This is a genomic window from Pseudomonas sp. HLMP, from assembly GCF_046365545.1.
Taxonomy (GTDB): Bacteria; Pseudomonadota; Gammaproteobacteria; order Pseudomonadales; family Pseudomonadaceae; genus Aquipseudomonas; species Aquipseudomonas guariconensis_B.
In genome coordinates this window covers 1,144,827-1,165,696 of the sequence record NZ_JBDLLR010000001.1, presented here as the reverse complement: position 1 = coordinate 1,165,696, position 20,870 = coordinate 1,144,827, and the positions used below count along the sequence as shown (strand labels likewise).

The 20,870-nt window shown below is 65.4% G+C and carries 18 protein-coding genes; 13 read left to right on the top strand and 5 right to left on the bottom strand.

Annotation, left to right across the window (positions count from 1 at the left end):
• Nucleotides 1-80 precede the first annotated feature (80 nt).
• On the bottom strand, nt 81-719 hold the full coding sequence (locus ABFA30_RS05590) for a peroxiredoxin (RefSeq protein ID WP_225786653.1): 639 nt from the start codon (nt 717-719) through the stop codon (nt 81-83).
• 156 nt (nt 720-875) lie between these two features.
• A complete protein-coding gene (locus ABFA30_RS05585) occupies nt 876-2,207 on the bottom strand; it encodes an OprD family porin (protein WP_225786654.1) in 1,332 nt (443 codons plus the stop codon).
• A gap of 510 nt (nt 2,208-2,717) precedes the next feature.
• Here ABFA30_RS05585 and tauA point away from each other — a divergent pair.
• The 4 genes from tauA to tauD are packed head-to-tail and all read left to right on the top strand — an operon-like array spanning nt 2,718 to nt 6,221.
• Entirely contained in the window at nt 2,718-3,689 is a 972-nt protein-coding gene (tauA, locus tag ABFA30_RS05580; protein WP_253080297.1) for a taurine ABC transporter substrate-binding protein, read from the top strand.
• Between the two features lie 13 nt (nt 3,690-3,702).
• The gene (tauB, locus tag ABFA30_RS05575; protein WP_225786656.1) at nt 3,703-4,497 is read left to right on the top strand and encodes a taurine ABC transporter ATP-binding subunit; all 795 of its coding nucleotides are present in this window, start codon (nt 3,703-3,705) and stop codon (nt 4,495-4,497) included.
• Complete coding sequence (tauC, locus tag ABFA30_RS05570; RefSeq protein ID WP_253080298.1) at nt 4,494-5,333, top strand: taurine ABC transporter permease TauC; 840 nt, start codon at nt 4,494-4,496, stop codon at nt 5,331-5,333. The genes tauB and tauC overlap by 4 nt, the downstream gene beginning before the upstream one ends.
• Before the next feature lie 54 nt (nt 5,334-5,387).
• Nucleotides 5,388-6,221, top strand: coding sequence for a taurine dioxygenase (gene tauD, locus ABFA30_RS05565; protein ID WP_225786658.1), 834 nt, complete (start codon nt 5,388-5,390; stop codon nt 6,219-6,221).
• Nucleotides 6,222-6,264: 43 nt separating this feature from the next.
• Here tauD and betT read toward each other — a convergent pair whose 3' ends face one another.
• Nucleotides 6,265-8,226, bottom strand: a complete 1,962-nt coding sequence (gene betT / locus ABFA30_RS05560) for a choline transporter BetT (RefSeq protein ID WP_410046029.1) — start codon at nt 8,224-8,226, stop codon at nt 6,265-6,267.
• Nucleotides 8,227-8,536: 310 nt separating this feature from the next.
• A complete protein-coding gene (epsC, locus tag ABFA30_RS05555; RefSeq protein WP_225786659.1) occupies nt 8,537-9,469 on the bottom strand; it encodes a serine O-acetyltransferase EpsC in 933 nt (310 codons plus the stop codon).
• Nucleotides 9,470-9,755: 286 nt separating this feature from the next.
• Here epsC and tcyJ point away from each other — a divergent pair, with 286 nt between their 5' ends.
• The 9 genes from tcyJ (at nt 9,756) to ABFA30_RS05510 (ending at nt 18,735) form a co-directional block, all read left to right on the top strand.
• Nucleotides 9,756-10,550, top strand: a complete 795-nt coding sequence (gene tcyJ, locus ABFA30_RS05550) for a cystine ABC transporter substrate-binding protein (RefSeq protein WP_225786660.1) — start codon at nt 9,756-9,758, stop codon at nt 10,548-10,550.
• Entirely contained in the window at nt 10,547-11,215 is a 669-nt protein-coding gene (gene tcyL / locus ABFA30_RS05545; RefSeq protein ID WP_225786661.1) for a cystine ABC transporter permease, read from the top strand. Before tcyJ ends, tcyL begins: the two co-directional genes overlap by 4 nt.
• A 2-nt stretch (nt 11,216-11,217) precedes the next feature.
• Nucleotides 11,218-11,979: an L-cystine ABC transporter ATP-binding protein TcyN gene (gene tcyN, locus ABFA30_RS05540; protein WP_225786662.1), complete on the top strand. Its 762-nt coding sequence runs from the start codon at nt 11,218-11,220 to the stop codon at nt 11,977-11,979.
• 274 nt (nt 11,980-12,253) lie between these two features.
• Nucleotides 12,254-13,495: an SfnB family sulfur acquisition oxidoreductase gene (locus tag ABFA30_RS05535; protein WP_225786663.1), complete on the top strand. Its 1,242-nt coding sequence runs from the start codon at nt 12,254-12,256 to the stop codon at nt 13,493-13,495.
• Nucleotides 13,496-13,627: 132 nt separating this feature from the next.
• Nucleotides 13,628-14,809: an SfnB family sulfur acquisition oxidoreductase gene (locus ABFA30_RS05530; RefSeq protein ID WP_225786664.1), complete on the top strand. Its 1,182-nt coding sequence runs from the start codon at nt 13,628-13,630 to the stop codon at nt 14,807-14,809.
• Complete coding sequence (locus tag ABFA30_RS05525) at nt 14,809-16,197, top strand: LLM class flavin-dependent oxidoreductase (RefSeq protein WP_253080302.1); 1,389 nt, start codon at nt 14,809-14,811, stop codon at nt 16,195-16,197. The genes ABFA30_RS05530 and ABFA30_RS05525 overlap by 1 nt, the downstream gene beginning before the upstream one ends.
• The gene (locus ABFA30_RS05520) at nt 16,190-16,990 is read left to right on the top strand and encodes a MetQ/NlpA family ABC transporter substrate-binding protein (protein ID WP_225786666.1); all 801 of its coding nucleotides are present in this window, start codon (nt 16,190-16,192) and stop codon (nt 16,988-16,990) included. The genes ABFA30_RS05525 and ABFA30_RS05520 overlap by 8 nt, the downstream gene beginning before the upstream one ends.
• Before the next feature lies 1 nt (nt 16,991).
• Complete coding sequence (locus tag ABFA30_RS05515; RefSeq protein ID WP_225786667.1) at nt 16,992-18,101, top strand: methionine ABC transporter ATP-binding protein; 1,110 nt, start codon at nt 16,992-16,994, stop codon at nt 18,099-18,101.
• The gene (locus ABFA30_RS05510; RefSeq protein ID WP_225786668.1) at nt 18,091-18,735 is read left to right on the top strand and encodes a methionine ABC transporter permease; all 645 of its coding nucleotides are present in this window, start codon (nt 18,091-18,093) and stop codon (nt 18,733-18,735) included. The genes ABFA30_RS05515 and ABFA30_RS05510 overlap by 11 nt, the downstream gene beginning before the upstream one ends.
• Nucleotides 18,736-18,796: 61 nt before the next feature.
• On the opposite strand, the gene dibA is transcribed toward ABFA30_RS05510, so the two are convergent.
• Complete coding sequence (dibA, locus tag ABFA30_RS05505) at nt 18,797-20,692, bottom strand: phosphodiesterase DibA (RefSeq protein WP_410045206.1); 1,896 nt, start codon at nt 20,690-20,692, stop codon at nt 18,797-18,799.
• Nucleotides 20,693-20,870 lie beyond the last annotated feature (178 nt).

Genomic DNA, 20,870 nt, shown 5'->3' with positions numbered 1-20,870 from the left:
AAGATTGCGCCCATAAAAAAGGGCCGTCGAAACGGCCCGAAGATCCCTGCTATGGCTAAGAGCAATGCAACGAAGGATTCTCAACGATTGGGTTGCGGAGTCAGCCGCAGATAGGGTTTCACCGCCCGGTAGCCTTTCGGGAAGCGCTGCTTGATCTCGTCCTCGTCCTTCAACGACGGCACGATCACCACCTCGTCGCCATCCTGCCAGTTGGCCGGCGTGGCGACCTTGTGGTTGTCGGTCAGTTGCAACGAGTCGATCACCCGCAGGATCTCGTTGAAGTTGCGCCCGGTGCTGGCCGGGTAGGTGATCGTCAGGCGCACCTTCTTGTTCGGGTCGATGACGAACAGCGAACGTACGGTCAGGGTGTCGCTGGCATTGGGGTGGATCAGGTCGTACAGGTCGGAAACCTTGCGGTCGGCGTCGGCGATGATCGGGAAGTTGACCACGGTGTTCTGGGTCTCGTTGATGTCATCGATCCAGCGGGTATGCGACTCGACCGGGTCCACCGACAGGGCGATGGCCTTGACGCCGCGCTGGGCGAAGTCTTCCTTGAGCTTGGCGGTCAGGCCCAGTTCGGTGGTGCACACCGGGGTGAAGTCGGCCGGGTGGGAGAACAGTACGCCCCAGCTGTCGCCCAGCCATTCGTGGAAACGGATCTTGCCTGCGCTGGAATCCTGTTCGAAGTCGGGGGCGATGTCGCCGAGTTTGAGGCTCATGGTGGGGCTCCTGTGTCTGCGTTATGGGTTCAATGTGCCTGCATCCGATGCAAAACAAAAAGAATAAATATCGATTTTTTTATAACCAAATGTCATACAAAATCGCGATCACAAAAAAGCCTCGCACTAGGCGAGGCTTTTGTATGCAGCTACGACTTACATGAAGCTGTAAGTGTAGTTGACGATGAAGCGGGTCTGGTCCTTGTCGACCGGTGCTTCGCCCTCGCCACGGTAGACGCCGTGACGCAGGCTGGCGCCCAGGCCCTTGAGGGTACCTTCCTGGATCACGTAGTCGATCCGCGCATCGCGTTCCCACTCATGGTAGGTACCGTTGCCGGAAGCGTTACGGATGTCGGTACCACGCAGGTAAGCGACCGACGCTTTCAGGCCAGGTACGCCGACACGGGCGAAGTCATAGCTGTACTGACCGAAGGTGGTGTTGGTACCCGCACGTGCGAACTGGTTGATCATGCTATCGGTGAACAGGTAGAAGCTGGCACCGCCAGCGCCTTCCAGGTTGCCGTTGCCATCTTCGACGTTGCCTTGGTTCAGCCAGACGAAACCGCCGTCATCGCTGACTTGCTGATGGCCGACCATCAACGCATGGCCACCCAGGGTATAGGTGAACATGGCAGACCAGGTCTTGTTGTCGACCTCGCCGGTGTTCTTGGCGTAACCACCGTTGTTGTTGAAGTTGTAGCCGCCGCCGTCGCCGTTCTTGCCGTCGCTGCTGCTGTCAAAGTAGCGCAGGTCGGTCTTGAACGACGAGTCGTCGGAGATCTTGAAGACGTGGGTCGCACCCAGGAAGTGCTGTTTGTAGAAGTCTTCGAGGTTCGAGTAGTAGTACTGCAGGGTCAGGTCTGGAGTGACTTTCCAGTCCACGCCACCGAAGCGGAACTTGTTGCTGTCAGCCGAGGCGCCAGCCACCGACAGGCCGGTACGGTTGCTCGAAGCACGACCCATGGCGTGGGTCAGCTGACCGGCATTGATGGTCAGGTTGTCGATTTCCTTCGAGGTGATGGTGCCACCTTCGAAGGTCTGCGGCAGCAGACGACCGTCGTTGGAGACCAGGATCGGCAGGTTCGGCGCCAGGGCGCTACCGAAGTGGGCCTCGGTCTTCGAGAAGCGCGCCTTGGCGTTACCACCGATGCGGGCCCAATTGTGGACGGCCGAACCGTCGGAGTCACTTGGGAAGAACGTGTTGTTGGCATCTGGACGGCTACCACGGCCACCATCCAGGTGAATGCCCCACAGCGCTTGAACATCAACGCCAAAACCTACGGTGCCTTCGGTAAAGCCAGACAGGTAGTCGAGCTTGAAGCCCTGGCCACTTTCTTTCTGGTCGGCACCGCCTTCGCGGTTGTCGTCGTTGAAGTACATGGTGCGCGAGCTCAGGGACAACTTGCTGTCCTCGATGAAACCGGCTGCGCTTGCTTGTTGGGCGAGAACCCCCAGTGCCACGGCCAGGGCCAGGCTGGACTTGTACATGTTTTGCTCCTCTACGTTCTAATTCTTGTGCGTCTCTGGCGGCGGGATCTTCTGCCCCGCTCACCCGGGATGGGCGATTTAGCACCAAAGAGTGGCCGTGAAGTCAATCGTTACCAATCATTTCACGACTTTGGTCTAAGACGCCGCCTGCGCTACAGGATAATGACAATCCTATAAATCCAAAATGACTGTTTTATGAATTACTAAGATTTTTAAGGAATAATCTAGGAACCTTTACTACCAAAAGTTGTATCGGCACCCAGCTACCATTCCTTTAGGTTATTTGCAAACGTTTGCCTATAACCGTCATCACCCTGCCGCAAAGCCCGGAAAGCCTAGCAGGCCTCTCTTGTTTCGCCATTGCGCAAGATCACGTCCCGTCAGCCTGCCGCCCCAGGCTTAAAGCGATTGGCTCCTAAGCTAATGCTAAAAAGTTATTTATTTTTAATTTCTTAGATCATTTAGCCTCTCGCCATCCATCACCCTGATTGCCTGACGAGGAGTCCTCCCATGATCCCGCACGCTCCGCTGCGCCTGTTCGCCGCCCTGACCCTGGCCGGCGCCAGCTGGTTCGCCCAGGCAGCCGACCTGACGGTGGCCTACCAGACCACCGTCGACCCCGCCAAGGTCGCCCAGGTCGATGGCACCTATGAAAAGGCCAGCCAGGCCAGCATCGACTGGCGCAAGTTCGACAACGGCGCCGACGTGATCACCGCCGTGGCCTCCGGCGACGTGCAGATCGGCTACCTGGGCTCCAGCCCGCTGGCCGCCGCGGCCACCCGCAAGCTGCCGGTGGAAACGTTCCTGATCGCCACGCAGATCGGCGCCGGCGAAGCCCTGGTCGCCCGCGATGGCATCAAGACGCCGCAGGACCTGGTCGGCAAGAAAGTCGCCGTGCCCTTCGTCTCCACCGGCCACTACAGCCTGCTGGCCGCCCTGAAGAACTGGAACATCGACCCGGCCAAGGTGCAGATCCTCAACCTGGCGCCACCGGCGATCATCGCCGCCTGGAAACGTGGCGACATCGACGCCACCTACGTCTGGGACCCTGCCCTGGGCGTGGCCAAGGAGAACGGCAAGGTGCTGATCACCTCTGGCGAGCTGGCCGAGAAAGGCGCACCGACCTTCGACGCCTGGATCGTGCGCAAAGACTTCGCCGCCAAGCACCCGGACATCGTCAAGTCGTTCGCCAAGGTGACCCTCGACGCCTACGCCGACTACGGCAAGGACCCACAGGCCTGGCTGGCCAACCCGGACAACGTCGCCAAGCTGGCCAAGCTTTCCGGCGCCAAGCCCGCCGATATCCCGGTGCTGCTGCAGGGCAACGTCTACCCCCTGGCCGCCGACCAGGCCAGCGCGCTCGGTGCACCGACCACCCAGGCGCTGACCGACACCGCCACCTTCCTCAAGCAGCAAGGCAAGGTCGAGGCGGTACTGCCGGACTACTCGCCCTACGTCAGCGCGCAATACCTCCCCAACTGATCCGGAGCCTGCCATGGCCTTGCTCGAACTGGAGCGCATCAGCGCACAGTACCCCGGCGCCACCACCCCGGTGCTGGCCGATATCAACCTGAACCTCGGCCCCCGCCAACTGCTGGTAGCCCTGGGCCCCTCCGGCAGCGGCAAGACCTCGCTGCTCAACCTGATCGCCGGGTTCGTCGCCCCCAGCGGTGGGCGCATCACCCTCGATGGCGCGCCGGTGCAGGGCCCGGGCGCCGAGCGCGGCGTGGTGTTCCAGGACGACGCCTTGCTGCCCTGGCAGGACGTGCTGAGCAACGTCGCCTTTGGCCTGGAACTCGCTGGAGTGCCCCGCGCCGAGCGCGAGGCCAAGGCCCGCGAAATGCTCGCCCTGGTCGACCTCGCCGGCTTCGGCGAGCGGCGCATCTGGCAACTCTCCGGCGGCCAGAAACAGCGCGTGGGCCTGGCCCGGGCGCTGGCGGCCGACCCTCGGGTGCTGTTGATGGACGAACCCTTCGGCGCCCTCGACGCCTTCACCCGCGAACAGATGCAGGAGCTGTTGCTGCAAGTCTGGCAACGCACCGCCAAGCCGGTGTTCCTGATCACCCACGACATCGAGGAAGCCGTGTTCCTCGCCAGCGAACTGGTGTTGCTGGCGCCCAACCCGGGGCGCGTGGTCGAGCGCCTGCAGCTGGACTTCGGCCAGCGCTACGCCGCCGGTGAGCCGGCGCGGGCGATCAAGTCCCACCCTCGCTTCATCGAGACCCGCGAGCACGTACTGGCGCGGGTGTTCTCCCAACGCGAAGCCGCCCGTCGGCAGGAGTCCGCATGAGCAGCCTGGACCTGCCGGTCGCCGCCAAGCGCAACGCCCGGCCACACCCCTCCGCCAAGGCACGCCGCGCGCTGCCGACCCGCTGGATCAGCGCCCTGACCCTGGCCACCTTGCTGCTGGCCTGGTGGCTGGTGACCGCGGCCGGCTGGATCGAGCCGCTGTTCCTGCCCTCGCCCGCCGACATCCTGGCCAAGGCCTGGACACTGCTGAGCCAGGGCTACATGGACGCCAGCCTCTGGCAACACCTGGGCGCCAGCCTCGGGCGCATCGGCCTGGCCCTGGGCGCCGCGGTGCTCAGCGCCATCCCGGTCGGCCTCGCCATCGGCCATAACCGTGTGGCCCGCGGCATCCTCGACCCGCTGATCGAGTTCTACCGGCCGATCCCTCCGCTGGCCTACCTGCCGCTGATCGTGATCTGGTGCGGCATCGGCGAGCTGTCGAAGGTGCTGCTGATCTACCTGGCGATCTTCGCCCCAATCGCCATCGCCACGGCCACCGGCGTGCGCACCGTCGATCCGGCCAGGCTGCGCGCGGCGCAGTCCCTGGGCGCCAGCAAGGCCCAGCTGATCCGCCACGTGATCCTGCCCAGCGCCCTGCCCGACATCCTCACCGGCATCCGCATCGGCCTGGGTGTCGGCTGGTCGACCCTGGTGGCCGCCGAGCTCATCGCCGCCACCAGCGGCCTGGGCTTCATGGTGCAGTCGGCGGCGCAGTTCCTGGTCACCGACGTGGTGGTGCTGGGGATCCTGCTGATCGCCCTGATCGCCTTCGCCCTGGAGATGGGCCTGCGCGCCCTGCAACGCAAGCTGGTGCCCTGGCACGGGCAGAGCCACTGATGACACTGACCACGCCGGCACCCCGGCACCCCGGCACCTAGGAAAGCAACCGACATGAGCCTGATCGTCACCCCCCTCAGCCCGGCGCTCGGCGCCCAGATCAGCGGCGTGGACCTCACCCGCGACATCAGCGCCGAACAGCGCGATGCCATCGAGCAGGCGTTGCTCGAACACCAGGTACTGTTCTTCCGCGACCAGCCGATCGAGCCGGTACAGCAGGCGAACTTCGCCGCGCGCTTCGGCGACCTGCACATCCACCCGATCTACCCCAACGTGCCGGACACCCCACAGGTGCTGGTCCTCGACACGGCGGTCACCGATGTACGCGACAATGCCGTGTGGCACACCGACGTCACCTTCCTGCCGACGCCGGCGCTGGGCGCGGTGCTCAGCGCCAAGCAGTTGCCAGCCTTTGGCGGAGACACCCTGTGGGCCAGCGGCATCGCCGCCTTCGAAGCGCTGTCGGCGCCATTGCAGGCGCTGCTCGACGGCCTGACCGCCACGCATGACTTCACCAAGTCGTTCCCCCTGGAGCGCTTCGGCACCACCCCCGAAGACCTGGCACGCTGGGAGGCGACCCGGCGCAACAACCCGCCGTTGTCGCACCCGGTGGTGCGCACCCACCCGGTGAGCGGGCGCAAGGCGCTGTTCGTCAACGAAGGGTTCACTACACGGATCAACGAATTGAACGAGCATGAGAGCGAGGCGCTGCTCAAGCTGCTGTTCGCCCATGCCACACGGCCGGAGTTCAGCATTCGCTGGAGATGGCAGGAGCATGACGTGGCGTTCTGGGACAACCGTGTGACCCAGCATTACGCGGTGGACGACTACCGGCCGCAGCGGCGGGTGATGCACCGGGCGACCATTCTTGGGGATGTGCCGTTCTGAAGGGCCTCGTGTCGCGAAGGGGCCGCAAAGCGGCCCCAGCGATCTACCGGACCAGGTGCAGGAACTGCATGTGCCGCTCGTACTGGTCGAGGATGTCGTTGATGATCTGCTCCTTGCTGTAGCCCACCAGGTCGTAGTTCTGGCTGCCCTCGGACAGATGCACCTCGGCGCGGTAGTAACGGCGATTCCTCAACTCCTGGGTCCCCAGCCCACCGAGGGCGAACGATGGGGTGAAGTACCCGCGCATCTGCACCTGGTAGATGAACGGCTGTTCCTCGCCATGGCCGATCTTCAGGCTGACGTTGTCATGGCTCGGATCGTCCTGGGTGATCAACGCCAGCCCCTTCTGCTCGAACACCTCGGTCACCTCGGCGATGGCCGGGCGCACCACGTCATCCATGAAGCGATACACCTCGTCCCGCGATGGGAAGTGCACCGCCTGGCTCAGGCGCTGGCGCCAGCCGCCGCGACCACGGCGTGACTGGGCGAACGGTGCCAGCGAATGCATCTGCGCGATCTGCCGCTGGGACTCCAGGTAGAACGCCTTGTGCAACCCCCACATCATGCACAGCAGGATCAGCGAGAACGGCAGCGAGGTCAGCACCACCGCGGACTTGAGCGAGTCGATGCTGCCGGCGAACAGCAGCCCACTGGTGACCAATGCGGTCATCGCCCCCCAGAAGATGCGCAGCCAGTTCGGCCCGTCTTCGTCGGCGTTGCCGCCCTTGGCCGACAGGGTCGAGAGCACCACGGTGCCGGAGTCGGCCGAGGTGACGAAGAACACGAAGCTGATGAACACCGTCACCGCGATCACCGTCTTGCTCCACGGGTAGGTTTCCAGCAGCAGGTACAGGCTCATGGGCGGGTTGTCCAAGGCCGACTGGGCCAGCGCGGTCATGCCGTGTTCGAGCACCTGATTGATGGCGCTGTTGCCGAAGATCGACATCCACGCCAGGGTGAACCCCAGCGGGATCAGCAGCACGCCGAAGACGAACTCACGGATCGTGCGGCCCCGGGAAATCCGTGCGATGAACAGCCCGACGAAGGGCGCCCAGGCGATCCACCAGGCCCAGTAGAACACCGTCCAGCCGCCCAGCCAGTCTCGGTTCTCGCCGTAGGCATAGACATCGAAGCTCTTGCGCGGCAAGGCGCCAAGGTAGTCGCCCAGGTTCTGGATCAGGGTGTTGAACAGGTGCTGGGTAGGTCCGGCGAACAGCACGAACAACAGCAGAGCGCAGGCCAGGAACAAGTTGATGTCGCTCATCACCCGCACGCCCTTCTCCACCCCGGCGACCGCCACGGCGACGGCCGCGCCCATCATCAGCACGATGAGGATCACCTGCACCCACTGGCTGTGGTCGATGCCGAACAGGTAGTCCAGGCCTGCGTTCAGGTGCAGCACGCCAAAGCCCATGTCGGCGCCCAGGCCGAACACCGTGGCGATGATGCCGAAGCCGTCCACCGCGTAGCCGATCGGCCCGTTGATGCGCTTGCCGATCAACGGGTACAGCGCCGAGCGCAGCGCCAGCGGCAGGTTGTGGCGGTAGGCGAAATAGGCCAGGGCCATGCCGACGAAGGCGAACACACCCCAACCATGCAGGCCCCAGTGCAGGAACAGCAACTGCATCGCCTGGCGCCCGGCCTCCACCGTACCTGCCTCGCCCTGGGGGGGCTGGAGCATGTGGGTCAGGGGTTCGGAGACGCAGAAGAAGAACAGGGTGATGCTGATGCCGGCGGCGAACAGCATGCCGGCCCAGGACAGGTAGCTGAACTCGGGTTCGTCGTGGTCGGCACCGAGCTTGATCTTGCCGTAGCCAGACAAGGCGGTGACCACCACGAAGACCAGGTACAGGGTCATGGCCAGCATGTAGTACCAGCCGACCGTGTTGGCCGCCCAGTTCTGTGCCGCCAGCAACCACTCGCCCGCCGCCTGCGGGTTGGCGATGACCACCAGGCCGAAGATGAGGATGAAGCTTGCCGCGAAATAGAACACCGGCGGGTTCATGCGGATCTTGCCGTTGGCAAGGGATGGCGTCGGTGCAGTCATTGAACGTGCACCTCGTCGAAGGACGTAAGGTTCGGATTGAACGGGTTCAGCAAAGGGAATCCTCCTGTTGAACACCGGCAATGGACCAGCGTTTAATTTGAACAAGCGTTCAAGTTAAACATGGATCGGCGTTCAATGCGACCCGGGGTCGCGGTTCGGCCGACCATCGAACCTTTCACGGCGCGGGTAGTTGGGGCCGCTTCGCGCCCCATCGCCGGCAAGCCGGCTCCCACAGAATGGACTGCCCCCGTCATCCCAAGCGCCAGGCCTACTTCTGCCCCTCGCATTCCAGCTGCAGGTTCGCCTGGGTGATGTTGCTCTCCGGCGGAACGCTGCGGGTCAGCCAGACGTTGCCGCCGATGGTCGAGCCCTTGCCGATGGTGATCCGCCCAAGGATGGTCGCCCCGGCATAGATCACCACATCGTCCTCGACGATCGGGTGGCGCGGCTCGCCCTTGTGCAGCATGCCGGTCTCGTCGGCCGGGAAGCGCTTGGCGCCCAGGGTCACCGCCTGGTAGATGCGTACCCGTTCACCGATGATCGCGGTCTCGCCGATCACCACGCCCGTGCCATGGTCGATGAAGAAGCTCGAGCCGATCTGCGCACCGGGGTGGATGTCGATACCGGTGGCCGAGTGGGCCAGCTCCGAACTGATCCGCGCCAGCAGCGGCAAGCCGGCCTGGTACAGGTGGTGGGCCAGGCGGTGGTGGATGACCGCCAGGATGCCCGGGTAGCACAGCAAGACCTCGTCGACGCTGCGCGCCGCCGGGTCGCCCTGGTAGGCGGCCAGTACATCGGTGTCGAGCAGCACGCGCAGGCCCGGCAGGGCGGCGGCGAAGTCCTGGATCAGGCGCAGGGCATGGGCATCCACGTCGACGATCTCGGCCTTGCCGTGGCGCGCCGCGTAGCGCAGCTCCAGACGGGCCTGGGCCAGCAACGCCGTGAGGGCGGCATCCAGGGTATGGCCGACATAGAAGTCCTCGCTTTCCTCACGCAGGTCCACCGGCCCCAGACGCATGGGAAACAGCGCCCCGCACAACTGCTCGAGGATCTGCCGCATGGCCTCGCGCGAAGGCAATTCCCGCCCGCCTTGCTCGCCGCTGCTGCGGCCGTTGCGGCTACGCCATTGCTCACGGGCGCTGCGCAAGCCGCTGACGATACCCTGCAGTTGCCAATGCCCAGTCGATGGATGTTCGCTCACGGTATTCTCCTGACCCGGCGGTTTTCTTGGTAATGGCTGCGCCGGTACGATCCACTCTACGGCAAATCCGTCCCTTGGAAAAAACAACGCTTTATTCCATCCTGCGCTAAGTCGGGCATAAGCAGCGCTGACAGACCAGGCATTCCTGACCTACCCTCAATGCTGTCGAACCTCTCGATAAAGAAATAAAAGAAATAACAAAATAAGTTTTTATTATTTCAAGACCTATATAGCCCACCCCTATAGTCGCCACCCACTACTTCCACAACAAGCGCGGGGCCCACACATGTCGACATTCGCCAAACCGCTTCTCACCGCCAGCCTGGCCATCCTGCTGGGCACCGGCCTGTTCAACCAGGCCTTCGCCGGCGAGCAACTCAAGACCATCCAGGAAAAAGGCAGCATCAGCATCGGCCTGGAGGGCACCTACCCGCCGTTCAGCTTCGTCGACGAGAACGGCAAGCTGGCCGGTTTCGAGGTGGAGTTGTCCGAGCTGCTGGCCAAGGAGCTGGGGGTCAAGGCCAGGATCCAGCCGACCAAGTGGGACGGTATCCTCGCGGCGTTGGAATCCAAGCGCCTGGACGTGGTGGTCAACCAGGTGACCATCTCCGAGGAGCGCAAGAAGAAATACGACTTCTCCGAGCCCTACACCATCTCCGGCATCCAGGCCCTGGTGCTGAAGAAGAAGGCCGAGCAATTGAACATCCACAAGGCCGCCGACCTAGCCGGCAAGAAGGTTGGCGTGGGCCTGGGCACCAACTACGAGCAATGGGTGAAGCAGGACGTGCCACAGGCCGACGTGCGCACCTACGAGGACGACCCGAGCAAGTTCGCCGACCTGCGCAACGGCCGCATCGACGCCATCCTGATCGACCGCCTGGCCGCCCTGGAATACGCCCAGAAGGCCAAGGACACCCAGCTCGCCGGCGAGGCGTTCTCGCGCCTGGAATCGGGCGTGGCCCTGCGCAAGGGCGAGCCGGAGCTGCTCGAGGCGATCAACAAGGCACTAGACAAGCTCAAGGCTGACGGCACCCTGGCCAAGTTGTCCGAGAAATACTTCGGTGCCGACGTCACTCAATGATCGCCGAAAGCCTGCAACTCGTCCTCGACTCCACGCCCTTCCTGCTCAAGGGCGCTGGCTACACGGTCGTCCTCAGCGTCGGCGGCATGTTCTTCGGCCTGATCCTGGGCTTTGCCCTGGCGCTGATGCGCCTGTCGAAGATCCTGCCGCTGGACTGGCTGGCCCGGGTGTACGTGTCGTTCTTCCGCGGCACGCCGTTGCTGGTGCAACTGTTCGTGATCTACTTCGGCATGCCGCAGATCGGTATCGAACTCGACCCGATACCGGCGTCGCTGATCGGCCTGTCGCTGAACATGGCGGCGTACATCTGCGAGATCCTGCGCGCGGCGATTTCCTCGATCGACCGTGGCCAGTGGGAGGCCGCCGCCAGTATCGGCATGACCCGCACCCAGGCCATGCGCCGGGCGATCCTGCCACAGGCCATGCGCACCGCCCTGCCGCCGCTGGGCAACAGCTTCATCTCCCTGGTCAAGGACACCGCCCTGGCGGCGACCATCCAGGTACCGGAGCTGTTCCGCCAGGCCCAACTGATCACCGCGCGGACCTTCGAGGTCTTCACCATGTACCTGGCCGTGGCCGTTATCTACTGGATACTGTGCAGCATCCTCGCGCACTTCCAGAACCGCATGGAAGCGCGGGTCAACCAGCATGACCGGGAGCACTGAAGATGATCGTCGTAGAAGGCCTGAGCAAGCAGTTCAAGGGCCACACCGTGCTCAACGGCATCGACCTGACCGTCCAGCCCGGCGAGGTGGTGGCCATCATCGGCCCCAGTGGCTCCGGCAAGACCACCTTCCTGCGCTGCCTCAACCTGCTCGAGACACCCGACGCCGGACGCATCCAGGTCGGTGACATCAGCATCGACGCCAACCGCCCGCTCGGCGGCCAGCAAGCGGCGATCCGCCGTCTGCGCCAGCAGGCCGGCTTCGTGTTCCAGAACTTCAACCTGTTCCCCCACCGCACCGCCCTGGAGAACGTCATCGAGGGGCCGGTGATCGTCAAGAAGATGCCCCGCGACAGGGCCGTGGAACTGGGCCGCACGCTGTTGGCCAAGGTCGGCCTGGGCGGCAAGGAAGACGCGTATCCGCGGCGCCTGTCCGGCGGCCAGCAGCAGCGGGTGGCCATCGCCCGGGCCCTGGCGATGGAACCGGAGGTGATCCTCTTCGACGAACCGACCTCGGCGCTCGATCCAGAGTTGGTCGGCGAGGTCCTGGCGACCATCCGCGGCCTGGCCGAGGAAAAGCGCACCATGATCATCGTCACCCACGAGATGAGCTTTGCCCGGGACGTGGCCAACCGGGTGATCTTCTTCGACAAGGGGGTGATCGTCGAGCAGGGCGAGGCCAAGGCGTTGTTCGCCCATCCGCAGGAGGAGCGTACGCGGCAGTTCCTGCGCAAGTTCCTTGGCACGGCAGCCTCGCAAGGCTAGAGCGCTTTCGAGCACCTGGGGGCGCTTTGCGCCCCTATCAATCAAGCGCCATCCTTCCCCGCCCGAGCGGCTCTTCTATCTATAGTCCAAAAAGTTAGTTCATAAAGTTTTTATAAGCGCATAGGGTATATAGACCGGACCACCGGACCAGCAAACGTCTGTCGCCGTCAGCTGAGGCGACGCTTTCAACTTTTGTGAGGTAAGGAATGGTCAGGATCACAATCACCCCAGTGCGCAACGCCAGGGCATTGAGTGCAGCCAGGGAGCGGCACTGATGTCCAGCCAGCCGAACACGCTTCCCTCCAGCGATCTCGACAGCTCGCCCCTGCTGCTGCCGGCCAAGGTGCTGCGCACCGATGCCGAGGCCCTGCAAGCCGCCCGCGAACTGGCCGAGACCGCTCGCCAGCAAGCCGCACGCCGTGACCAGCAGCGCAGGCTGCCATGGGCCGAGATCGAACAATTCACCCGCAGCGGCCTGGGCAGCATCAGCATTCCCAAGGCCCATGGCGGCCCCGAGGTTTCCTTCGCCACCATCGCCGAGGTCTTTCGCCTCATCAGCGCCGCCGATCCGGCGCTCGGGCAGATCCCGCAGAACCAGTTCGGCATGCTCCAACTGCTGCGCCTGACCGCCAGCGAGGCGCAGCAGGCCGTGCTGTTTCGTTCCGTGCTCGACGGCTGGCGCATCGGCAATGCCGGCCCCGAACGCGGCACCAAGGACACCCTGACGCTCAAGGCGCGGATCACCCGCGACGGCGCCGGCTATCGCATCAGTGGCGAGAAGTTCTACTCCACCGGCGCCCTGTTCGCCCACTGGGTAGCGGTCAAGGCCCTGGATGACGAGGGCCACCAGCGCCTGGCCTTCGTCCGCCGTGGCAGCCCGGGGCTGCGCATCGTCGACGACTGGTCCGGCTTCGGCCAGCGCACCACCGCCAGCGGCACCGTGCTGCTCGACCAGGTGCCGGTGGAGGCGGACCTGGTGATCGACACCCGCCGCCAGCGCGAAGTCCCCAACACCCAGGGTGCCGCCTCGCAACTGATCCAGGCGGCCATCGATGCCGGCATCGCCGAAGCGGCGATCGAGGATGCCATCGCCTTCGTGCGCGACAAGTCCCGGCCATGGGTCGACGCCAAGGTCGAGCGGGCCGGCGATGATCTCTACGTGATCGCCGACATCGGCCGTCTCAAGCTCGAGCTGCATGCCGCCGAGGCCCTGCTGCGCAAGGCCGCCAGGGTGCTCGACGAGGTCAACGCCGGCGCCGTGGACGAAGACGCCGCGGCACGTGCCTCGATCGCCGTGGCCGAGGCCAAGGTGCTGACCACCGAGATCGCCCTGCAAGCCAGCGAGAAGCTGTTCGAACTGGCCGGCAGCCGCGCCACCCTCGCCGAGTTCAACCTCGACCGTCACTGGCGCAACGCCCGGGTGCACACCCTGCACGACCCGGTGCGCTGGAAATACCACGCGGTCGGCGCCTGGCACCTCAACGGCACCCGCCCTGCCCGTCATTCCTGGATTTGAGTGAGCCGGGGCTGCTTCGCAGCCCTTCGCGGACAAGCCCGCACCCATAGGTTTGACGCTGTTCTCACGAACAGCGCGACTCATGTGGGTGTCCCTGCGAGAGCAGCGAAGCAGCGCCCCTTGGAGAACGACATGACCCAATCCCTGATCACCTCCGACGCCCAGGCCCTGGCCGTCGCCGAGGAAATCGCCCAGCAGCTGCAACGCGACAGCGCCCTGCGCGACCGCGAGCGCCGCCTGCCCCACGCCGAGCTCGACCTGTTCACCCGCTCCGGCCTGTGGGCCATCAGCGTGCCCAAGGCCTTCGGCGGCGCAGGGGTATCCAACGTCACCCTGGCCAAGGTCATCGCCCGCATCGCCCAGGCCGACGCCTCCCTCGGGCAGATTCCGCAGAACCACTTCTATGCCCTGGAAGTGCTACGGGTGAACGGCGCCCCCGAGCAGCAACGGCGCCTCTATGCCGAGGTCCTGGCCGGGCGACGCTTGGGCAACGCCCTGGCCGAGCTGGGCACCAAGACCGCCCACGACCGCACCACCCGCCTGACCCGCGATGGCGATGGCTGGCGGATCAACGGCCGCAAGTTCTACGCCACCGGCGCCCTGTACGCCCAGCGCATCCCCACCTCGGTGATCGATGAACAGGGTGTACAGCACCTGGCCTTCGTGCCTGCCGATGCTGCTGGCCTGCAGGTGATCGACGACTGGAGCGGCTTCGGCCAGCGTACCACCGGCAGCGGCTCGGTGACGTTCGACAACGTGTTCGTCGCGAACCAGGACGTGGTGCCCTTCGACAGCGCCTTCGAGCGCCCGACCCCGGTCGGCCCGCTGGCGCAGATCCTCCATGCCGCCATCGATACCGGCATCGCCCGCGCCGCCTTCGACGACGCCCTGCGCTTCGTGCGCAGCCGTAGCCGCCCCTGGGTCGATTCCGGCGTCGACAAGGCCAGCGACGACCCACTGAGTCTCAAGAGCTTCGGTCACCTGGCCATCCGCCTGCATGCCGCCGAGGCCCTGCTGGTGCGCGCCGGTGAATACCTCGACCGCGCCCGCGACGCCAGCAACGCCGACACCGTCGCCGCCGCGTCCATCGCCGTGGCCGAGGCCCGGGCGATCAGCACCGAGATTTCCCTGGCAGCTGGCAGCACCCTGTTCGAACTGGCCGGCAGCCAGGCCACCCTGGCCGAGCACAACCTCGACCGCCACTGGCGCAACGCCCGGGTCCACACCCTGCACGACCCGGTGCGCTGGAAGTACCACGCCATCGGCAACTACTACCTCAACGGCGAGAACCCGCCACGCCGGGGGACGATCTGATGGGCAAGCAGATCCTCCTCAACGCCTTCGACATGAACTGCGTCGGGCACATCAACCACGGCCTGTGGACCCACCCTCGGGACCAAGCGACCCAGTACCGGACCCTGGAATACTGGACCCGGCTGGCCCAGTTGCTCGAGCGCGGGCTGTTCGACGGGCTGTTCATCGCCGATATCGTCGGCACCTACGACGTCTACGGGCAGTCGGTGGACGTGACGCTCAAAGAGTCCATCCAGTTGCCGGTCAACGACCCGCTGCTGCTGGTCTCGGCCATGGCCGCCGTGACCCGGCACCTGGGCTTCGGCCTGACCGCCAACCTCACCTATGACGCGCCCTACCTGTTCGCTCGGCGCCTCTCCACCCTCGACCATTTGAGCAATGGCCGGGTCGGCTGGAACATCGTCACCGGCTACCTGGACAGCGCCGCCCGCGCCATGGGCCTGGCACGGCAACCCGAGCACGACCGCCGTTACGACCAGGCCGACGAATACCTGCAGGTGCTGTACAAACTGCTCGAAGGCAGCTGGGACGACGACGCCGTGGTCGCCGACCGCGCTCGGCGCGTCTATGCCCGCCCAGACAAGGTGCGCAAGGTTCGCCACCAGGGCGAGTTCTACCATGTCGAGGGCTACCACCTGTGCGAGCCCTCGCCCCAGCGTACCCCGGTGCTGTTCCAGGCCGGCAGCTCGCCACGCGGCCTGGCCTTCGCCGGCCAGCATGCCGAGTGCGTGTTCATCAGCGGCCAGGACAAGGCGACCACCCGTGCACAGGTCGACAAGGTACGTGCCGCGGCCCAGGCCAGCGGCCGCGCCCCGCAGGCGATCAAGGTCTTCATGGGCATCACGGTGATCGTCGCGCCGAGCGAACAGCAGGCCCAGGCCCTGCACGCCGAATACCTGCGCTATGCCAGCCCGGAAGCGGGCGTGGCGCACTTCGCCAGCTCCACCGGCATCGACTTCGCCGCCTACGGCCTGGACGAGCCGATCGGCTTCGCCAAGGGCAACGCCATCCAGTCCGCGACCCGCCAGTTGCAGGACAACGCCTGGACCCGCCGCCGCCTGCTGGAGCAGCACGCCCTGGGCGGGCGCTACGTGACCCTGGTCGGCTCGCCCGAACAGGTCGCCGGGCAGTTGATCGCCTGGATCGACGAGACCGGCCTGGACGGCTTCAACCTGACCCGCACCGTCACCCCGGAAAGCCATGAGGCGTTCATCGACCTGGTGGTCCCCGAGCTGCAACGCCGTGGCCGCTACAAGACCGCCTACGCACCCGGCAGCCTGCGCGAGAAGCTCTTCGCCAGCGGCCACCCGCACCTGCCCGCCGACCACCCCGGTGCCGCCTACCGCGCCACCCCCCCTGCCCCGACTGGAGCCTTGCACCATGCTTGAGAAACTGTTCCGGCCCGTCGCGGCCGCCGTGCTGTCCCTGGGCCTGGCCGCCACTGCGCTGGCCGGCGAACCGCTGAAGGTCGGCACCACCGCAGCCTTTGCCATCCCGCTCGAAGCGGCGGTGGACGAGGCCCGCAAGCAGGGCCTGGAGGTCAAGCTGATCGAGTTCAGCGACTGGATCGCGCCGAACGTGAGCCTGGCCAGCGGCGACATCGACGTGAACTACTTCCAGCACATCCCCTTCCTGGAGAACGCCAAGGCCGCCGCCGGCTTCGAGCTGGAGCCCTACGCCCCGGGCATCATCAACAACGTCGGCCTGTACTCCAAGCGCTACAAGCGCTTTGCCGATCTGCCCAACGGGGCCAGCGTGGCCATCGCCAACGACCCGATCAACAGCGGCCGCGGCCTGCAGTTGCTGGCCAAGGCCGGGTTGATCGACCTCAAGCCGGGGGTTGGCTACAAGGCCACCGAGGACGACATCGTCGCCAACCCGAAGCAGTTGAAGATCCTCCAGGTGGAAGCTGTACAACTGGTACGTGCCTACGATGACGCCGACCTGGTCCAGGGCTACCCCGCGTACATCCGCCTGGCCAACAGCTTCGACGCCACCTCGGCACTGCTGTTCGATGGCCTGGAGAACAAGGAATACGTGATCCAGTTCGTCATCCGCCCACAGAGCAAGGACGACCCGCGCCTGGCCAGGTTCGTCGGCATCTACCAGCATTCGCCCGCCGTGCGCGCGGCCCTGGACAAAGCCCACGGCAGCCTCTACCAGGCCGGCTGGGAGGGTTGAGATGAGCAGCGCCAGCGCCCTCAGGGCGCCCACCGCGCAAGCCTCGCCGGCCCCTGCCCGCGAGCAGGCCCTGCGCCCAGAGGTAAACGATGCCCACGTGCGCTTCGTCGGCCTGGGCAAGACCTACCCGGGCCAGGCCCAGCCCGCCTTGCAGGGCATCGACCTGAACATCCGCCGCGGCGAGATCTTCGGCATCATCGGCCGCAGCGGCGCCGGCAAGTCATCGCTGCTACGCACCATCAACCGCCTGGAACAGCCCTCCCAGGGCCGGGTGCTGATCGACCAGGTGGACATCGCGCCGTTCGACGAGGACCACTTGGTCGCGCTGCGCCGGCGCATCGGCATGATCTTCCAGCACTTCAACCTGATGTCGGCCAAGACTGTCTGGCAGAACGTCGAGTTGCCGCTGAAGGTGGCGGGCGTGGCCAAGGCCGAGCGCCAACGCAAGGTTCGCGAACTGCTGGAGCTGGTGGGGCTTGCGCACAAGCACCACGTCTACCCGGCGCAGTTGTCGGGCGGGCAGAAGCAGCGGGTGGGCATCGCCCGGGCGCTGGTCCATGACCCTGAAATCCTGCTGTGCGACGAGGCCACCTCGGCGCTCGACCCGGAAACCACCGCCTCGATCCTCGAGCTGCTGCGCGACATCAACCAGCGCCTGGGCCTGACCATCGTGCTGATCACCCACGAGATGGCGGTGATCCGCGACATCTGCCACCGGGTGCTGGTGCTCGAACGTGGGCAGATCGTCGAGCAGGGCGACGTCTGGCAGGTGTTCGGCGCACCGCGGCACGAGGTCACCCGCAGCTTGCTCGCGCCGTTGCAAGCCAAGCTGCCCGCCGCCTTGCAGGCCAACCTGCGCACCAGCCCCGGCGCAAGCGATGCGGCGCTGGTACTCAGGCTGAGCCTGCTGGGCGCGCCGGAACTGTCCGAGCTGTTCAGTGCCCTGGGCGGGCGCGTGCGCCTGCTCCAGGGCGGCATCGAGACCATCGGCGAGCGGGCCGTGGGGCAACTGATCCTGTCGGTACAGGGTTCGCCCCATGCACTGCCGCTATTGCTGGAGCGCGCCCGTCGCTGGGCCGATGAGGTGGAGGTACTGGGCTATGTGGTTTGAGCGTCTGTTCCAGGGCTTGCTGGATACCTTGCTGATGGTCGGCGTGTCGTCGCTGATCGCCCTGCTGGTCGGGGTGCCGATGGCGGTGCTGCTGGTCACCAGCGACAAGGGCGGGATCTTCGAGGCGCCGTTGCTGAACCGTGTGTTGAGTGCGTTCGTCAACCTGTTCCGCTCGATCCCGTTCCTGATCCTGATGGTCGCCCTGATCCCCTTCACCCGCCTGGTGGTGGGTACCACCTATGGCGTGTGGGCCGCCGTGGTCCCGCTGACCATCGCCGCCACGCCCTTCTTCGCCAGGATCGCCGAGGTCAGCCTGCGCGAGGTCGACCATGGCCTGATCGAGGCGGCCCAGGCCATGGGGTGCCGGCGCTGGCACATCGTCTGGCACGTGCTGCTGCCCGAGGCACTGCCGGGGATCGTCGGCGGCTTCACCATCACCCTGGTGACCTTGATCAACTCCTCGGCCATGGCCGGTGCCATCGGCGCGGGCGGGCTGGGGGACATTGCCTATCGCTATGGGTACCAGCGCTTCGACAGCCAGGTCATGCTGACCGTGATCGCCATGCTGGTGGCGTTGGTGGCGTTGATCCAGCTGGGTGGGGATCGGTTGGCGAAGGGCTTGAACAAGCGCTGAAGCCTTCCAATGCTGGTGGTCAGGCTGCCATTCGGGGCCGCTTTGCAGCCCCAGAGCGACCTCAGTCCCAGCGCAACGCCTGTGCCGGTACCGGCCGCCCGAACCAGTACCCCTGCCCCAGGTGACATTGCTGTTCCAGCAGGAAGCGAGCCTGCTCGGCCTGCTCGATCCCCTCGGCGTGCACCTGCATGCCCATGCTGCGGGCCAGGGCGATGATCACCCGGACGATGGCGATGTCATCCTCGTCATGGGGCAGACCGGCGACGAAGCCCTGGTCGATCTTGAGCTTCTGCACCGGCAATCGCTTGAGCCGCAGCAACGACGAATAACCGGTACCGAAGTCGTCGATGGCCAGGCTCAGGCCCAGCTCGCGCAGCCGGTGCAACTGTTCCAGAGCCACCTCCGGATCTTCCATCACCGCGCTTTCGGTGACCTCCAGCTCCAGCAGCGCCGGGTCCATGCCGGTGTCGTGCAGCACCTCGGCCACCTGCCGGTACAGATCGCGCTGGCCGAACAGGCGGCTGGAAATGTTCACCGCGACGAACGCCAGCTGCCGCCCCTCGCCCTGCCAGCGCACCATCTGCCGGCATGCCTGGCGCAGCACCCAGGCATCGATCTCGGCGATCAACCCGGTACGCTCGGCGATGGGGATGAACTCGCCCGGCGACACCAGCCCCCGTAGCGGATGCTGCCAGCGCACCAACGCCTCGACCCCGACCATCCTGTCGCTGCACAGGTCGTGCACCGGCTGGAAGTACACACGCAGCTCTTCGTGCTCCAGGGCACGGCGCAACTCGCCGGCAGTCTCGACCCGGTGCTGAGCGTGGGCGGTCAGTTCCTCGGTGTACAGGGCGTAGCAGGCGCGGCCATTGCTCTTGGCCTTGAACAGCGCCGAATCGGCATTGCGCAGCAGTTGCTCGGCGCCGAGCGCATCGCTGGGGAACAGGCTGATACCGACACTGACGCTGATGAACAGGCGATTGTCGTCGAAGACGAACGGCTCGCGCATGCGCTCGATGATCGTCTGCGCCAGGGTCGCGGCTTGGCCGACCTGTGGGCAGTTCTCAGCCAGCACGCCGAACTCGTCGCCGCCCAGGCGCGCCAGGGTCACGCCATGGCCGAGGATGTCGCGCAGGCGCTCGCCGACCAGCTTGAGCAACTGGTCGCCGATGGTGTGGCCAAGGCCATCGTTGATGCTCTGGAAATGATCGAGGTCCAGCAGCAACAGGGCACAGCCGCGCTTGTTGGCCTGGGCGGCGGCCAGGGCCTGCTCGGCCCGGTCGTTGAACAGCAATCGGTTGGGCAGGCCGGTCAGCGGATCGTGGTGCGCCAGGTAGGCCAGCTCCCGTTCGGAGTGCTTGATCGCGCTGATGTCACTGAACACCGCCACATAGTGGCTGACCGCGCCGCTGTCGTCGCGGATGGCGCAGATCGTCTGCCACTGCGGGTAGATCTCGCCGCTCTTGCGCCGGTTCCAGATCTCGCCGCTCCACTCGCCCTTCTGCGCCAGCGCGGCGTAGATCTGCTGGTAGAACGGCGCACCGTGGTGGCCCGACTTGAACTTGCTAGGGCGCTGGCCGATCACCTCGTCCTGCTGGTAGCCGGTGATGCGCATGAAGGCCCGGTTGACGTGCACGATCAGGCCGCCGCGGTCGGTCACCAACACGCCCTCCAGGGTGCTGTCGAACACCGCCGCGGCCATGCGCAGGCGCTCACGGTCCTCGCGGCGCAGGCGCGCACCGATGCCGATGAAATTGAGCAGGCGGGCACGCGAGACGAAGATCAGCAAGGCACTGACCAGCACCCAGACGAGCACATTGGCCTGGCGGCCCACGGCCAGCACCGTCGGGTCATCGGAAAGGCCGCGCAGCACCTGTTCGGACAGCACCAGCCAGAGAATCGAGAGCACCAGGTACAACGCCGCCATGCGCAGGGCGTCGCGAACGGAAACAGACATGTCGGGTGGGTAAGCCCATGAAAAAGGATGGGGCATTATAAAGGCGGAAACATGCCGTGACTTAATTCCCGGCATTAGAAATAGGTTGCAGATTTCATCTGCCCTGCTCGCGGGCAAGCCCGCTGCCACGGGGGCTGCACGACCTCGTGCGGGAGCGCGCGCACCCGCGACAGGGCTG

Bases quoted from the DNA above. Each gene is read 5' to 3' on its own strand.
- tcyN (WP_225786662.1), top strand. From the start codon at position 11,218: ATGATCGTCGTAGAAGGCCTGAGCAAGCAGTTCAAGGGCCACACCGTG.
- tauC (WP_253080298.1), top strand. From the start codon at position 4,494: ATGAGCAGCCTGGACCTGCCGGTCGCCGCCAAGCGCAACGCCCGGCCA.
- betT (WP_410046029.1), bottom strand. From the start codon at position 8,226: ATGAACCCGCCGGTGTTCTATTTCGCGGCAAGCTTCATCCTCATCTTC.
- tauD (WP_225786658.1), top strand. From the start codon at position 5,388: ATGAGCCTGATCGTCACCCCCCTCAGCCCGGCGCTCGGCGCCCAGATC.
- ABFA30_RS05530 (WP_225786664.1), top strand. From the start codon at position 13,628: ATGACCCAATCCCTGATCACCTCCGACGCCCAGGCCCTGGCCGTCGCC.
- tcyL (WP_225786661.1), top strand. From the start codon at position 10,547: ATGATCGCCGAAAGCCTGCAACTCGTCCTCGACTCCACGCCCTTCCTG.
- ABFA30_RS05515 (WP_225786667.1), top strand. From the start codon at position 16,992: ATGAGCAGCGCCAGCGCCCTCAGGGCGCCCACCGCGCAAGCCTCGCCG.
- ABFA30_RS05525 (WP_253080302.1), top strand. From the start codon at position 14,809: ATGGGCAAGCAGATCCTCCTCAACGCCTTCGACATGAACTGCGTCGGG.
- dibA (WP_410045206.1), bottom strand. From the start codon at position 20,692: ATGTCTGTTTCCGTTCGCGACGCCCTGCGCATGGCGGCGTTGTACCTG.
- ABFA30_RS05520 (WP_225786666.1), top strand. From the start codon at position 16,190: ATGCTTGAGAAACTGTTCCGGCCCGTCGCGGCCGCCGTGCTGTCCCTG.
- tcyJ (WP_225786660.1), top strand. From the start codon at position 9,756: ATGTCGACATTCGCCAAACCGCTTCTCACCGCCAGCCTGGCCATCCTG.
- ABFA30_RS05510 (WP_225786668.1), top strand. From the start codon at position 18,091: ATGTGGTTTGAGCGTCTGTTCCAGGGCTTGCTGGATACCTTGCTGATG.
- ABFA30_RS05585 (WP_225786654.1), bottom strand. From the start codon at position 2,207: ATGTACAAGTCCAGCCTGGCCCTGGCCGTGGCACTGGGGGTTCTCGCC.
- tauA (WP_253080297.1), top strand. From the start codon at position 2,718: ATGATCCCGCACGCTCCGCTGCGCCTGTTCGCCGCCCTGACCCTGGCC.
- ABFA30_RS05535 (WP_225786663.1), top strand. From the start codon at position 12,254: ATGTCCAGCCAGCCGAACACGCTTCCCTCCAGCGATCTCGACAGCTCG.
- tauB (WP_225786656.1), top strand. From the start codon at position 3,703: ATGGCCTTGCTCGAACTGGAGCGCATCAGCGCACAGTACCCCGGCGCC.
- ABFA30_RS05590 (WP_225786653.1), bottom strand. From the start codon at position 719: ATGAGCCTCAAACTCGGCGACATCGCCCCCGACTTCGAACAGGATTCC.